The 14,922-nt window shown below is 30.3% G+C and carries 20 protein-coding genes; 19 read left to right on the forward strand and 1 reads right to left on the reverse strand.

The genetic code is table 11. The features are described from left to right. Positions 1-118 precede the first annotated feature (118 nt). The 18 genes from B3N22_RS12640 (at position 119) to B3N22_RS12725 (ending at position 13,481) form a co-directional block, all read left to right on the forward strand. A complete protein-coding gene (locus B3N22_RS12640; RefSeq protein ID WP_073015703.1) occupies positions 119-526 on the forward strand; it encodes a HutP family protein in 408 nt (135 codons plus the stop codon). A 157-nt stretch (positions 527-683) separates the two neighbouring features. Beyond that, the gene (locus tag B3N22_RS12645) at positions 684-1,670 is read left to right on the forward strand and encodes an ABC transporter substrate-binding protein (protein WP_286907621.1); all 987 of its coding nucleotides are present in this window, start codon (positions 684-686) and stop codon (positions 1,668-1,670) included. Continuing rightward, the gene (locus tag B3N22_RS12650; protein WP_286907624.1) at positions 1,670-2,587 is read left to right on the forward strand and encodes an ABC transporter permease; all 918 of its coding nucleotides are present in this window, start codon (positions 1,670-1,672) and stop codon (positions 2,585-2,587) included. The genes B3N22_RS12645 and B3N22_RS12650 overlap by 1 nt, the downstream gene beginning before the upstream one ends. Further along, positions 2,562-3,356, forward strand: a complete 795-nt coding sequence (locus B3N22_RS12655) for an ABC transporter ATP-binding protein (protein ID WP_073015710.1) — start codon at positions 2,562-2,564, stop codon at positions 3,354-3,356. The genes B3N22_RS12650 and B3N22_RS12655 overlap by 26 nt, the downstream gene beginning before the upstream one ends. A gap of 186 nt (positions 3,357-3,542) precedes the next feature. Then, complete coding sequence (locus B3N22_RS12660) at positions 3,543-4,052, forward strand: GNAT family N-acetyltransferase (protein WP_286907627.1); 510 nt, start codon at positions 3,543-3,545, stop codon at positions 4,050-4,052. After that, positions 4,049-4,594, forward strand: a complete 546-nt coding sequence (locus tag B3N22_RS12665) for a GNAT family N-acetyltransferase (RefSeq protein WP_286907629.1) — start codon at positions 4,049-4,051, stop codon at positions 4,592-4,594. Before B3N22_RS12660 ends, B3N22_RS12665 begins: the two co-directional genes overlap by 4 nt. Positions 4,595-4,620: 26 nt before the next feature. After that, a complete protein-coding gene (locus tag B3N22_RS12670; RefSeq protein ID WP_286907631.1) occupies positions 4,621-4,746 on the forward strand; it encodes a hypothetical protein in 126 nt (41 codons plus the stop codon). A 48-nt stretch (positions 4,747-4,794) separates the two neighbouring features. Then, complete coding sequence (locus B3N22_RS12675) at positions 4,795-5,133, forward strand: GNAT family N-acetyltransferase (RefSeq protein ID WP_476728474.1); 339 nt, start codon at positions 4,795-4,797, stop codon at positions 5,131-5,133. Positions 5,134-5,150: 17 nt separating this feature from the next. Beyond that, positions 5,151-6,425, forward strand: coding sequence for a replication-associated recombination protein A (locus B3N22_RS12680; RefSeq protein WP_286907633.1), 1,275 nt, complete (start codon positions 5,151-5,153; stop codon positions 6,423-6,425). 66 nt (positions 6,426-6,491) lie between these two features. Next, positions 6,492-8,189: a methyl-accepting chemotaxis protein gene (locus B3N22_RS12685; protein ID WP_286907635.1), complete on the forward strand. Its 1,698-nt coding sequence runs from the start codon at positions 6,492-6,494 to the stop codon at positions 8,187-8,189. A 172-nt stretch (positions 8,190-8,361) separates the two neighbouring features. Continuing rightward, positions 8,362-8,823, forward strand: coding sequence for an RrF2 family transcriptional regulator (locus tag B3N22_RS12690; protein ID WP_073015724.1), 462 nt, complete (start codon positions 8,362-8,364; stop codon positions 8,821-8,823). Continuing rightward, positions 8,816-10,000: a cysteine desulfurase NifS gene (gene nifS, locus B3N22_RS12695; RefSeq protein ID WP_238906891.1), complete on the forward strand. Its 1,185-nt coding sequence runs from the start codon at positions 8,816-8,818 to the stop codon at positions 9,998-10,000. The genes B3N22_RS12690 and nifS overlap by 8 nt, the downstream gene beginning before the upstream one ends. 1 nt (position 10,001) lies before the next feature. Continuing rightward, on the forward strand, positions 10,002-10,439 hold the full coding sequence (gene nifU / locus B3N22_RS12700; RefSeq protein ID WP_021802293.1) for a Fe-S cluster assembly scaffold protein NifU: 438 nt from the start codon (positions 10,002-10,004) through the stop codon (positions 10,437-10,439). Positions 10,440-10,454: 15 nt separating this feature from the next. After that, the gene (gene mnmA / locus B3N22_RS12705) at positions 10,455-11,531 is read left to right on the forward strand and encodes a tRNA 2-thiouridine(34) synthase MnmA (protein WP_286907639.1); all 1,077 of its coding nucleotides are present in this window, start codon (positions 10,455-10,457) and stop codon (positions 11,529-11,531) included. A gap of 136 nt (positions 11,532-11,667) precedes the next feature. Next, positions 11,668-12,390, forward strand: a complete 723-nt coding sequence (locus tag B3N22_RS12710) for a Fic family protein (RefSeq protein ID WP_286907640.1) — start codon at positions 11,668-11,670, stop codon at positions 12,388-12,390. Positions 12,391-12,528: 138 nt separating this feature from the next. Further along, positions 12,529-12,750 (forward strand): hypothetical protein, encoded by a 222-nt coding sequence (locus B3N22_RS12715; protein ID WP_286907642.1) that lies wholly within the window; start codon positions 12,529-12,531, stop codon positions 12,748-12,750. Positions 12,751-12,839: 89 nt separating this feature from the next. Then, the gene (locus B3N22_RS12720) at positions 12,840-13,052 is read left to right on the forward strand and encodes a DUF4351 domain-containing protein (RefSeq protein ID WP_286907644.1); all 213 of its coding nucleotides are present in this window, start codon (positions 12,840-12,842) and stop codon (positions 13,050-13,052) included. A 123-nt stretch (positions 13,053-13,175) separates the two neighbouring features. Beyond that, a complete protein-coding gene (locus B3N22_RS12725) occupies positions 13,176-13,481 on the forward strand; it encodes a Fic family protein (RefSeq protein ID WP_286907647.1) in 306 nt (101 codons plus the stop codon). 238 nt (positions 13,482-13,719) lie between these two features. Here the strand turns inward: B3N22_RS12725 and B3N22_RS12730 are convergent, their stop codons facing one another. Beyond that, positions 13,720-13,887 (reverse strand): hypothetical protein, encoded by a 168-nt coding sequence (locus B3N22_RS12730; protein ID WP_286907649.1) that lies wholly within the window; start codon positions 13,885-13,887, stop codon positions 13,720-13,722. A gap of 571 nt (positions 13,888-14,458) precedes the next feature. Here B3N22_RS12730 and B3N22_RS12735 point away from each other — a divergent pair. Next, positions 14,459-14,668 carry a hypothetical protein gene (locus B3N22_RS12735; RefSeq protein WP_286907651.1) on the forward strand — a complete coding sequence of 70 codons (210 nt, stop codon included), beginning with the start codon at positions 14,459-14,461 and terminating at the stop codon, positions 14,666-14,668. Positions 14,669-14,922: the final 254 nt, after the last annotated feature.

Consider the following 14,922-nt stretch of genomic DNA (forward strand, 5'->3'; position numbering starts at 1 on the left):
TGACTAATGGGAGATAACAGTGGCACGACCCTAGATAAGTTCAACTAACCTTCAGTGGAAGATGAAAATTCCCTCTGAAGCTAAGTTTCACTTAATTATAGAAAAGAGGATATATAATATGGATAGTGTTCAGGTGGCAAAAATAGCAACAAGGATGGCTATTTCTTCAAGAGAAGAGGAACATAAATTAAGAGATGAATTTGGGGCATTGGGAGCAAATACTGCAGCTGTAGATATAGGTGGAAATATAAACAATTCTATACAAAAGATTTTAGAAAGAACTTTGGTTGCATCTAAAAGGTGTGGACTTATACGTGAAGAACATATTCACGAAGGAGCTGTTATTGGAGCTTGCAGAGATGCAATTATGCAAGTTGCAAATAGAGCAAGTGGTCAAAACGTTGGGGGAAAAATAGGTATAGCAGTTTCGGGTGAACATTTAAGCGTTTGCATATTTTTAAGTATTGGTTTACTTCACTTAAATGAGATAGTCATTGGGATTGGGCATAGAGCTATAACAAAATAAATATTTACTTTTTAATATTATTATGATATTATTAAAAATAATATTTTATCAATAAATGAGTGAATTAATTAAGTTGTTAGTAGTAAATGTAGGATATTATTGATAAATATTAGAAATAAATTAATAATTTTTTATAATTTAAGAAGGAGATGGCAGTATGGTAGGGAAGAAGAAAGTTGCCTTGATTTTATGCGCTTTAGTTGCGGTAAGTTCTTTTGTAGCTTGTGCTAAAAAAGAGGGGGACAAGAAAAAAATTGGTATTTCACAAATAGTTGAGCATCCAGCATTGGATTCTGCAAGAAAAGGATTCATTGATGGACTTAAGGAAAAAGGATTTGAGGAAGGCAAAAATCTAGAAGTAGATTATCAAAATGCCCAAGGGGACATTGCAACAACTCAAACAATAGCTCAAGGATTTGTTAGTAATAAAAAAGATTTAGTTTTAGCAATTGCAACACCTAGTGCTCAATCAGCTTATAACGCTACAAAGGACATTCCAATAGTATTTACAGCAGTTACAGATCCAGTAGTTGCAGGAATAGTTAAGGATGTAAAGAGTACAGGAACTAACGTTACAGGAACTTCTGATAATGTTTCAATAGCAGATCAATTAAAGGTATTACAAAAAGTATTACCTAATGCAAAAACTATTGGAGTAATATATACTACTTCTGAAGCAAACTCTGGGGTGCAAGTTAAAGCACTTAAAGAAGAAGCTGCAAAACTAGGATTACAAGTTAAAGAAGCTGGTGCAGCAACTAGCAATGATATAGATCAAAGTTTAAACTCAATATTAGGTTCAATAGACGTATTATACACTCCTACAGATAACAATGTAGCAGCAGCTTATGATTTAGTAGGTAAAAGAGCATTAGAAAAAAATGTACCTATATTTGGAGCAGAATCTGCTATAGTAGCAAAAGGTGGATTAATAACAGCAGGTATTGACTACTATAAATTAGGAAAAGAAGCTGGATATCAAGCAGCTGAAATCTTAAACGGTAAAAAACCATCAGAAATTCCAGTAGGATTCCAAACAGATTTACAAACTACTATAAACACTGATGTTGCTAAAAAACTTGGAATAACTATACCAGCTGATATAGAAAAGAGTGCTGAAAAAGTTACAGGAGGGGTTAATTAATGTCTTTAGTGTTAAATGTTTTAGAACAAGGCTTGCTATTTGCCTTAGTATCTATTGGCGTATATATAACCTATAAGATATTAGATTTCCCAGATCTTTCAGTGGATGGAACATTCCCATTAGGTGCTGCAGTATGTGCAGCACTTTTAGCTAATGGGGTGAATCCTATCTTATCTGTATTTGTATCTTTGGCAGCAGGGGCAGTAGCAGGATGTATAACAGGATTATTACATGTAAAATTAAAAATAGACAGTTTAATGTCAGGAATTTTAGTTATGATTGGACTATATTCCATAAATTTAAGAATTATGGGTAAATCCAACTCTCCACTATTTAACTTTGGGAACATATTTAAGTCTTTCGAATTAAATGTTGGAGAATTAAGACTTTCACCAATAATAATTATCTTAGCATTTGTAATAGTTGCTAAAATAATTATGGACTTATTCTTAAAAACAAAAAGAGGATTTTTATTAATTGCAACAGGAGATAATGAACAAGTAGTTACCTCACTTGGAATAAATAAAGATAATGTTAAAATAATGGCTCTTATGATATCTAATGGATTAGTTGCATTAGCAGGAGGATTAACAGCTCAATATCAAGGTTTCGCAGACGTTGGTATGGGAACAGGTGTTGTAGTTATGGGGCTTGCATCAGTAATTATAGGAGTTTCAGTATTCCAAAAGATGAGTTTTGTAAAAGCTACAAGTTTAGCTATATTTGGTGCAATAATATATAAAGCCGTAGTTGCAATAGCGCTTCAGCTTGGCTTATCACCTAATGATTTAAAACTTATAACTGCTATAATAGTTATTATTGCTTTAGCTGCAAATAATAAAGGCGGTATATTTAAGAGAAAAAAAGTTATGAAGGGTGGTGTTTTAGCTAATGCTGAAAGTAAAGGGACTGTGTAAGGTTTTTAATGAAAACACTGTAAATGAGCATAGAGTATTCGATGAATTTGAAATAGAAGTAAAAACTGGAGACTTTGTATCCATAATAGGTTCTAATGGAGCAGGAAAAAGTACTTTATTAAATCTAGTAGGTGGAAGTCTTTCAGGAGATTATGGTTCAATATTTATAGATGATACAGAAATGATTGATATGCCTGAATATAAAAGATCTAAAATCATTGGAAGAGTATATCAAAGTCCTTCAATGGGTGTATCACCTAACATGACTATATTAGAAAACTTATCTCTAGCAGATAATAAAGGGAAAAAGTTTGGATTAACATTTGCAGTTGATAAAAGCAGAATAGATCATTATAAAGAATTACTTAAAAAAGTTAACTTAGGACTTGAAGATAAACTTTACACAAAAGTAGGGTTATTATCAGGTGGTCAAAGACAGGCTTTAACCTTAATGATGTCAGTTATGTCTAATCCAAAACTGTTATTATTAGATGAACATACAGCTGCATTAGACCCTAAAACATCAGAGAAAATAATGGAGATAACCAGAGAGATTGTTAAAGAAAGAAAAATCACAACACTTATGGTTACTCACAACTTAAACCATGCAATCACATCAGGAAACAGACTTATAATGATGCATGAAGGAAAAATTGTAATTGATGTTAGCGGAGAAGAAAAAGCTTCACTAGATACAGATAAACTTATCAATTTATTTGAAAAAGTGCATATTAAAGATGGATTAAGTGATAGAACATTATTCAGTTAATCATCTTAGTAAACAACCCCCAAAAGCCTTATGCTTTTGGGGGTTAAACTTTTGGATAAAGTGAAACTTAGCTTCAGATGGGAACGTTACAGTGGCTAGACATCAGATAAATAAGGTATAATAAATTTAATAGAGTTTAAGATGTATCTCTCAAATATAATAAATTTATTATGAAAGGTGTCTTATATGTTAAATACAGATAGATGTGTTATGAGTAAGATAAATAAAAATGATTATAAAGATATAAAGAAGTTGTATTTTGATGATAAGGTAAGAGAGTTTCTTGGTGGCACTGTAACGGAAGAACGATATAACAATATTTTTGAAGAGATGTTAAATGCCAATGAAGAGTCAATTTACCTAACAGTTAGAAATAACACTACAGATGAACTAGTTGGATTAGTTTCACTTGATAAACACCATGATGGAGTAAGTACGGAAATTTCCTATCAGTTTGTGAGTGAATTTTGGGGACAAGGATATGGAAATGAAGTTATTAAAAAACTTATGGATTATGCCTTTAAAGAATTAAACTTAAATAAATTAGTTGCTGAAACTCAAAAAGTAAATAAAGCTTCATGTAACTTATTAACAAAGCTTGGCATGAGAATAGAAGAATCAATTTATAGATTTGGTGCTGAACAGTATATATTTAGTATATCAAGAAGTGAATATAAAGAAAGGAAGCTAATATGATAAAATTAGAAACAGAGAGATTAATTATAAGGGATCATATAGAAGAAGATATACATTCATTACATAAACTTATTTCAGATGAGAAGGTTATGTATTATTTACCTGAAATAAAAACAAACAGTTTGGATGAGTCTATGGAAAATCTTTATGAAGCAATAAAGGAAAGTAAGCTTAAAAACAGAACAAAATATTATTTTGGGATTGTATTAAAAGATAGTAATGAATATATAGGGGAGATAGGGTATACAGTTTTATTAGATTCTCCAGAAGGAAAAGTTGTGAATTTAGGATACTTCATATTGCAAGAGTATTGGGGAAAGGGGTTTACATCTGAGGCAGCGAAAGAAGTTATTAATTATGCCTTTAAGCAAGGTGATGTTATTAAGGTTGAGACTGGTTGTTTAAAAGAAAATACTGCTTCAGAAAAAGTTATGAAAAGTATTGGAATGATTAAAGAAGGCGAATTTAAGAAACATGTTTTATTAAATTCAAGGCTTTATGATAGAGTAGAATATAGATTATTAAAGGAAGAGTGGATTTAGAAATTTAAGTATAGAGGTGATAATTTATGATAAGAATTGAATTAATAGAAGAAGAGGATTTTAATAAAGTTATTGAATGGAATTTAGATAAAACATCAGATTTTTTATTGCAATGGGCAGGAGAATCTTACAAGTATCCATTAACTCTTTAGCAAATTAAAGAGCATTATTATAATAATATTAAAAATAGTGTGCATGATATGTACAAGATTATATGGAATGATAGTAATGAAATTATAGGTACTGTTGAACTTGCTGAAAGAGATAAAGAAAATAAGATGGGAAGAGTATCTAGATTTTTAATAGGTGATGAAAGATATAGAGGAAATGGTTTAGGAACTGAGGTTTTGAAAAAAGTTACCCAAATAGGGTTTGAAAAGTTTAGCTTCGATAAAATTACTTTAGGTGTGTTTGAACATAATATAGGAGCTATTAAGTGTTATGAAAAAGCAGGATTTAAAAAACATAAGCTAATAGAAAAAGCTAAAAAAGGCTCAGATGGATATTGGAATTTATTTGAGATGGAGATTTTAAGATAGAGAAATGAGGAAGTGGAATGTATAAACCTTTAGCGGATAAGGTCAGACCTAAAAATATAGATGAAGTGTTTGGACAGAAGCACATTTTAGGGGAAGGTAAGATTTTAAATAGAATAATTAAAAGTAACAGGATTTCTAATATGATATTCTATGGACCACCTGGTATTGGGAAAACTACCGTAGCTAATATTATTGCAGAAACTTCTAACAAGAGATTCTATAAGTTAAATGCAACTAATGCTTCTTTAAAGGATATTCAGCAGATTGTAAGTGAACTTGATACCTTTATGGGGAGTAATGGAGTTGTTTTATATTTAGATGAAATTCAGAACTTTAATAAAAAACAACAGCAGTCTTTATTAGAGTTCATAGAAGATGGAAGAATTACATTAATAGCGTCTACTACAGAAAATCCCTTCCATTATATTTTTAAGGCGATTTTAAGTAGAAGCACTATTTTTGAATTTAAGCCTTTAGAGAAAAATGATGTTATAGAGGCTTTAAAAAGAGCAAGGGATTTGGCACAGGAAGATTATAGAGGCGTACATATAGAAGTTACTTTAGAAGGTTATGAATTTTTTGCGGATTCTGCTAATGGAGATGTAAGAAAAGCTATTAATGGTTTAGAAGTAGCTCTTTATTCAACTAATCCTAATAGTGAAGGGAAAATAATAATAGATAAAGAAGTTGCAGCAGACTCAGTGCAAAAGAAGATACTTAATTATGACATTAGTGGAGATGCTCATTATGATATCTTAAGTGCTTTTCAAAAATCCATAAGGGGAAGTGACCCCAATGCAGCTATTCATTATCTAGCTAGGTTAGTTAAGGCAGGAGACTTAGTATCTATATGTAGAAGATTAATGGTTATTGGAGCTGAGGATATAGGGCTTGCATATCCTCAAGGGGTATCCATAGTGAAGGCCTGTGTTGATAGTGCTAATATGTTAGGATTTCCAGAAGCAAGAATACCTTTAGCTCATGCCACAATTTTATTAGCAACTGCACCTAAATCAAACTCAGCTATTTTAGCTATTGATAAGGCTATGAGTGATTTAGATTCCATGGATATAGATGATATTCCACTTCATTTAAAAGATGCTCATTATGCTGGAGCACAAACTTTAGGAAGAGGAATAGAATACAAATATCCACATAATTATGAAAATCATTATATAGAGCAGCAGTATTTGCCTGATAATATTAAAGATAGAGTTTATTATGAAGAGCAAAATAATAAATATGAAGAAAGTATAAAGAAGTATTGGAAGGTAATAAAAGTTAAAAAATAATAGTTATTGTTTGCAGCATAATAACTTGATATAATTGAGTTAAAATCAATTAAGGAGATGTTTATTTTGAAATCTAGACTTAAAAGTATTACGATTATAAGAAGTTTTATAGTATTATCTCTAATTGCAGTGTTAGTTACAGTAGGGGTTGGAGTATTTGGATACATAGGAGTTAAAAAAGTAAATAGTAATATTGATATGATGTATACTGAAAGAGTAGAGCCTTTAGGACTTGGAGCTGGAATAAGAGGTGAGTTTGCAAACATAAGAATAGAAACTCATAAAACTATAATAAAATATGACAAAAAATATATTGAAACCATAAATAAACATTATGACAAAATTAATGATTATTTAAAAGAGTATTCAGATTTAAATCTTGATGAAGAAGAGAAGCGGGAATTAGATGTATTTAATAAAAATTACGATTCATACAAAAATATTTGGTCGGTAATTGAGGGAGATTTATCTAAAGGAAAACCTATGTCAGAATATGATTATAGTAAGCTTTCTGAATACGCAACTAATGGAGAAACAGCTTTATTTAACTTAAAGACATATGATATAGAACAGGCTTCAGAGCTTAACGAAGAAAGTCATGATATTTATGCAGCTACAGCAAAAAACTTAATATTAACTATATCTTTAGCTGTATTAGGATTTTTACTTATTTCAGCCACTATTATAACAGTTATTAGAAAAGCATCTAAAACTATGACAGGTAAGATTGAACAGCTTGCAACAGGAGATTTTACAGTAGACTTTAGTACAGACAGTGAAAATGAATTTGGGGTTATGAGTAATACCTTGCATAAAACTGTAGGGGATATATCTGAAACCATAAAACTTATTAAAAATAACTCAGAAGAGATAAGCAGAAAATCAGAAAATTTAGCAGCTACAGCAGAAGAAATGTCAGCATCATCAACTAACGTAAACTTTTCAATTCAAGAAGTAGCCAAGGGAACAACGGGACAAAGTGAGGAGATTATGAATATTAATGGTATATTATCAGACTTCTCAAATGACCTTGATGAAATAGTTTCAGCTATAAGAGTTATAGAAACTAATTCAAAAAATAGTGAAATCTTAGTTAATAGTAGCGAACAATATGTACAAGCACTTATGAAATCTATTGATGAAGTATCAACAAAGTTTAAGGATGTAGTAAATAAAATTAATAATTTAAGTAGTAATGTAGATAAGATAAGTGAGATAACTAACCTAATCAATAGTGTAGCAGAACAAACTAACCTTTTAGCGCTTAACGCATCAATAGAAGCTGCTAGGGCTGGAGAACATGGTAGAGGATTTGCAGTTGTAGCAGAAGAAATAAGAAAACTAGCAGAACAAAGTAAAACCTCATCAGAAAATATCTATACACTAATAAGAGACATAGGTGTAGAGAAAAACATGGTTGTTGATACAACTAAGATAATGGAAAATGAATTACATAACCAAATAAATGTAATAAGTAATATAACAGAATCTTTTGAGAAAGTTTTTGATTCTATAAATGAAAACACACCAAGAATTAAAACTGCTACAGTTTCATTAAATAATTTAGATAATCAAAAGAATACTATATTAAATAAAATAGAAGACTTATCAGCAGTATCAGAGGAAGTAACAGCCTCTACAGAAGAAATAGCCTCATCTTCAGATGAAATGAATAGTTCTTCTGAGGACGTTGCAAACTCAGCACAAGCTCTTAATGATATGTCAGAAGAAATGATAACAAATATAAATAAGTTTAAACTATAAAGAGTAAAAAATATCTTCAGGAAGGATTTTCTTGAAGATATTTTTGCTTTAACGAGGACTAGTTTAATATTCTATAACAAGTAAATACTTTCATTGTTGACAGTAAAGGTCGGATTTGCTATTATTATAAAATAAAGTTTATCATTTTAGTCGGCTTTAAGGAGTGATTTTTTTGAAATTATCTACTAAGGGTAGATATGGTGTAAAAGCTATGGTTGATTTAGCAATACATTATGGACTGGACCCTGTATCAATTAAAACTATATCTGAAAGACAAAATATATCCGAATATTATTTAGAACAATTATTTTCACCACTTAGAAAAGCAAAGCTTTTAAAAAGTATAAGAGGTGCCCAAGGAGGATATATACTAAACAAAGATCCTAAAGAAATAAAAGTTTCTGATATAATGGAGATTTTAGAAGGACCAGTTGAAATAGCAGAGTGTATTGATGGGGTTGTCTGCGACAACCTAGATTGCTGTGCAACCAGGCTTTTATGGAAAAAAATTAAAGAAAGTATTGATGAGGTTATGGAGTCTGTAACTTTACAAGACATTGTTGACGACTATAACAGTATGAAAACAAAAAATTCTTTGATAAAAATGGAAAAGAGGAGTGATAACAATGAATAAAACAGTTTACATGGATTATTCAGCTACTACATATGTTAAACCAGAAGTTCTAGAAGAAATGATGCCATATTTTACTCAAAGTTTTGGAAACCCATCATCCTTTTATGGAATTTCCAGAGATACAAAAAGAGCTATAGATAAGGCAAGAGAAAGAGTTGCAAAGCCCTTAAATGCAGACTCTTCAGAAATATACTTTACTGGCGGCGGATCAGAAGCTGATAACTGGGCCATTAAAGGTGTAGCATTTGCCCAAAAGAAAAAAGGAAATCATATTATTACAACTAAAATAGAGCACCATGCGGTATTACATACTTGTGAATGGTTAGAGAAAAATGGATTTGAAGTAACTTACCTAGATGTTGATTCAGAAGGTTTTATAAAAATAGAAGACTTAGTAAATGCAATTAAAGATACAACTATATTAGTTTCTGTAATGTTTGCAAACAATGAAATAGGAACTATTCAACCTATAAAAGAGATTGGTGAAATCTGTAGAGAAAAAAGAATAATTTTCCATACAGATGCAGTTCAAGCAATCGGAAATTTAGAGATAGATGTTAAAGACATGAACATCGACCTACTATCTTTAGCAGGGCATAAATTCTATGGTCCTAAGGGAGTAGGAGCTCTTTATATAAGAAAAGGTGTAAGAATAGATAATTTAATCCACGGTGGTGGTCAAGAAAGAGCAAGAAGAGCAGGAACAGAAAATATAGCTGGAGTTGTAGGACTTGGTAAAGCTATGGAACTTGCTTATGAAAACCTAGAAGAACACACTAAGGCTATGGAAGTTCTTAGAGAGAAGTTAATAGACGGACTATTAAAAGTTCCACATACAAAGTTAAACGGACCAAGAGGTGATAAGAGATTACCTGGTAATGTTAACGTAGGTTTTGAATTTATTGAAGGAGAGTCAATACTTCTTTCATTAGATTTTGAAGGTGTTTGTGCGTCTTCAGGTAGTGCTTGTACGTCTGGTTCTCTAGATCCATCTCATGTACTTTTAGCTATAGGATTACCTCATGAAAAGGCTCATGGATCTTTAAGATTGTCTTTAGGAGATGGAAACACAGAAGAAGAGGTAGATTACGTTTTAGAAGTAGTACCTCCAATTATAGAAAGATTAAGAAATATGTCTCCACTATGGGAAGACTTTTTAAAGAAAGGGGAAAAATAATATGATATATAGTGACAAAGTAATGGACCATTTTAGAAATCCTAGAAACGTAGGTGAAATCGAAGACGCAAATGGTGTTGGAGAAGTAGGAAACGCTAAATGCGGAGATATAATGAAAATATACTTAAAGGTTGAAGATAATGTAATAAAAGATGCTAAATTCAAAACTTTTGGTTGTGGATCAGCAATTGCATCATCATCAATGGCTACAGAACTAATAATAGGAAAAACTTTAGAAGATGCTTGGGAATTAACTAATAAAGCAGTAGCAGAAGCTTTAGATGGACTTCCACCAGTTAAAATGCACTGTTCAGTTTTAGCAGAGGAAGCTATTCATAAAGCTATAAATGATTATAGAAAAAATGCTGGATTAGATTTAACAGGTTGGGATTTTGAAGAACATGATGATATTCATGACCATGTTCATGGTGATGAATAATATAAAGGTGGTTTTATGAAAAAGAAAGTTGTTGTAGGTATGAGCGGAGGGGTTGATTCCTCTGTTGCAGCATACCTCTTAAAAGAACAAGGTTATGACGTTATAGGAGTAACCATGCAAGTATGGCAAGAAGATAAGGAATATGAAGAAAGAGAAGGCGGATGCTGTTCACTATCAGCTGTAGATGATGCTAGAAGAGTGGCAGATAAGCTAGGTATTCCTTTTTACGTTCTAAACTTTAGAGATAGTTTTAAAGAAAAAGTTATAGACTACTTTGTAGATGAATACTTAGAAGGAAAAACTCCAAACCCTTGTGTAGCTTGTAATAAATATCTTAAATTTGATGAATTATTAAGAAAAGCAGAAGGAATAGGAGCAGAATATGTAGCTACAGGACATTATGCAAAAATAGCTAAAGAAAATGGTAGATATAATCTTATAAAAAGTGATGATGATAGAAAAGATCAAACCTACGCTTTATATAACCTTACTCAATACCAACTTGAGCACACATTAATGCCTTGTGGAGAATACACTAAAGATAAAATAAGAGAAATAGCTAAGGAAATTGGTTTGGCTGTCCATAATAAGAAAGATAGCCAAGAAATATGTTTTGTTAGTGATAACAATCATGGTAACTATATAACTTTAGCTAAACCTGGTACAGTTAAAACTGGTAAATTTGTTGATAAATTTGGTAATGTACTTGGAGAACATAAAGGAATTGTATACTATACAATAGGCCAAAGAAAAGGACTAGGAATAGCACTTGGAAGACCTGTATTTGTTACTGATATAAACCCAATGACAAATGAAGTAGTACTTGGACCAGAAGAAGATATATTTAAAACTGATCTAGTAGCTAAGGATTTAAACTTCATAACTTTTGATAAGTTAGATAAAGAAATAGAAGTTACAGCTAAGATGAGATATTCTGCAAAACCAGCTAAAGCAATTGTTTCACCTTATGAAGATGGTAAGGTAAAAGTTAGCTTTAAGGATAAACAGAGAGCCATAACAAAGGGTCAATCAGTTGTATTCTATGATGGAAACAATGTAGTTGGCGGTGGAATAATAGAAAGTATTCTATAGAACTTAAAAAGAGCTTTTGGGTGAAACCAAGAGCTCTTTTTAAGTAGAATAAAATAATAACTTAAATATTTTCTATTTTAAGTAACCAGTTTATAGGCTATAATAAAGTAAAAATGTTTTATAAGGAGCATTTGATGTGTTTGATAAAACAAATACTTATGAGTATGATAAATTTTTACAGACCTTAAAAGAAACTAAGGAAATACATAATTCATTGAATGAGTTATTAAAGTATGACTTTATATATCATTCTAATAAAATAGAGGCTAGTACCTTTACAACAGAAACTTTACAAATGTTATTTGAGAAGAATATAGTTAAGGGAACGCACACGTTAGATGATGTTCAAATAACAGTTAATTCTTTTTATACCTTTGATTTAGTTATTGATTCTCTTGAAGAAGAAATAACTATAGAATCAATTAAGGAATGGCATTCAAGTTTAATGTATAGAACAAGATTATATGATTTAGGTCTTGCAGGAGTATTTAAAAAATATCCTAATAAAATACTAGGGGCAGATTTTGATACAGCAAGTCCATTAGAAACGGAAGATAAAATAAAATCTCTAATCAGTGATTATAATAGATTGAAAAATATAACTTTAGAAGACTTAGCAAGATTTCATGTAGAGTTTGAAAAAATTCACCCTTTCCAAGATGGTAATGGACGAATTGGGCGTTTTATATTTTTGAAGCAGTTATTAGATAATAGATTTCCACTCCAATACATGAATGGAGATACATCAGATGAATATAAAAAAGCACTAGCAAATTGTAAAGCTGATGATGTTAGCTCACTTATTAGTTATATAAAGATGCAAAGGGACTTTATTTATGATAATAGAAATATGTTTTAAATAGAAAAAGTGCTAATCTTGTTGGGAGGGAGCACTTTTTTCACTTTAACTTATATATCAAGACCAAGAAACTTAATCTTAGTTTTTAAATGATTATAAAGTGAATAAGAAAATTAATAGGAGATAATACATTAAAACATGAGTAAAAAGAGAAAATCTAAAAGGAGAACTAATGATAACCTTGAAGTATGGTCAGAAAATCAGTATGAAGAGTATTTAAAAGGGGTATATGGTATGGAATTTATAGCAGGCTTTACAGAAGGTGGGGTTCCTTATGGTTTGTTTTATGAAGAAATAGAAACAAATATAGTAGAGAAATCAGAAAATATCTGCGAATCAGATGATGAAATACCATTTTAGATAATTGAAAGATTAAAATGTTATTTACAGATTTATAGTGGAGTTGTTGCATTAAACTCCTTAGAATTAAGCTTACGGAGGCGATATAGATGACAGAAGTTGGACAAATGATTTTTGAACGTGGAAAATTAGAAGGAAAAGTAGAATTATTAATAAGAGTACTAATTAAAAAGTTTAAATCAGTACCTCAACAATATATTGATAAAATAAAAGTTTTACCAGAAGTTGTTGTAGAAGAAATAGCTATAGATATTTTTGAATTAGAAAAAGTTCAAGATTTAGAAAAATGCTTTACACCTTAATACAGTAGAAGAACCAAAGGTTCTTCAGATTCATTTTAGACCTAATTCATACTAAAACATTATTATAGAAAATATTATGATTACGGTACAAAAGGATTGATAATATGAATGAGCTTAAATTAAGTGGGAAGCTTAATTAATAAATCTGATAAGAAAATAGAAGATGTTTTTAGGCTTAAGTTAGAGTTTGTAGAAATACATCCCTTCTATGATGGAAATGGAAGAACTTCAAGAGTAATTCAAAACGCATTATTAAGCAACATGTATATGCCAAGACTTATTATAAGACCACAATATAAGCAGCATTATTATAAAGCATTAGAAGATGCTACAGTATACGGCAACAGAATGGGATTTATAAGGTTTTCATTATTATATACCTTGTTTATGTGTGTAAATGGCATGGAGTTTATTAAAGAGATTAAATAAATATAACTAAGAAAATTGTAAAGATGATGATGTTAGTTCACTTATTAGTTATATAAAGCTGCAAATGGATTCTATTTACGATAATAGAAAAAGTGCTTTAAATTAAAAATAAGGGTTTATTTATTATAAAAATTTGATATAATATAAATAAGAAATACTTAGTGCGTCAACACTAAGTATCCTTAGAACATTTATTTTGTTTTAGGGCTATTGGATTTAATTAAGTTGAGAAAAAGTGCTAATCTTTGTTGGATGGGGCACTTTTTTCTTTCCCTTTAACTTCTATATCAAGACCAAGAAATTTAATCTTAATTTTTAAATGATGTATAAACAGATTATGTTTTAGGATTAATCTAATTACATAAATAAGTGATATACACTTTATTAAAGTATCTAACATATCCAATACCACCCCCTAGCTATAGTGAAATAGTTCACCAATAACCCAGGAGGAGAAAACGTTCAAAACCCCCGTAGCCATCCACTACGGATTAAGAAATTTACTTAATAAGTGTACCATAATTTACTAAGTTGACATAGGGGTAAATTGTGGTAATTAGTTTCCTTACTAAGATTATTGTCAGTTTAGATTATAAATTATATGGTAAAAAATAAAACAGAAGATTACACTAAAGGATTATTGATATCATCTAAAGATATTAATAATCCTTTTTATTTTTGTAACGATAGGAAACAGATTTTCTAGCAAACAACTTTCTAATGTCGAAGGTTAATTTACAGATCAGTTTTATACTAAGTGTATTTCAGGTGTTGAAAATAAAATGTTAATAACATTTCCTGTCAAAACCAAACCTAATAACTTCCTTTTAGACAATAATATTGGTAGAATAGATATATATGACATGGAAAATATATAACTCATATACATCCTAGGACTAAGAAGAATACATAAGTTTAATTAAATAAGTTGTGTTTTTGAGTTGATAATTATAGATGCAAAATGGAGAAAAAGTTTTATGAAAATTTTTGAGGAAAAGAAACTATATAGAGTTGAAATAATAAAATCTTGTCCAGTTATTAATGCTATAAGCGGGAAAAGTTATTTGCCTTCAAGTGATTCAGTTAAGGAAGGCTCATTTGGCTTTATACCAGCAGGAACAAAGGGTTGGGTGCTTGAGAAGTTTTGGAAAAAATATTTTACTCAGATGAAGATCAAGAGGGATTAGATTTATTTACCCCAGCTGATCAACCTAATATTTTAATAACATATAGAAAAATTGAAGATTCATATAAAATTATAGGGGAGACTAATGAAAAAGTTTGATGTGAGAGTTTGAGAATTTGAAAATAGTGTACAAAAAGAATGAAAAAAGCAATAATACGTACTGTTATATTGAATTGGATTTCTATATACTAAGAAAAATGTTTTTATTTGTAAGAAAATTTGGTATAATGAGTAGAGGATAATTCGTTATTATCC

The organism is Clostridium sp. UBA1652 (assembly GCF_002320975.1).
Taxonomy (GTDB): domain Bacteria; phylum Bacillota; class Clostridia; order Clostridiales; family Clostridiaceae; genus Clostridium_T; species Clostridium_T intestinale.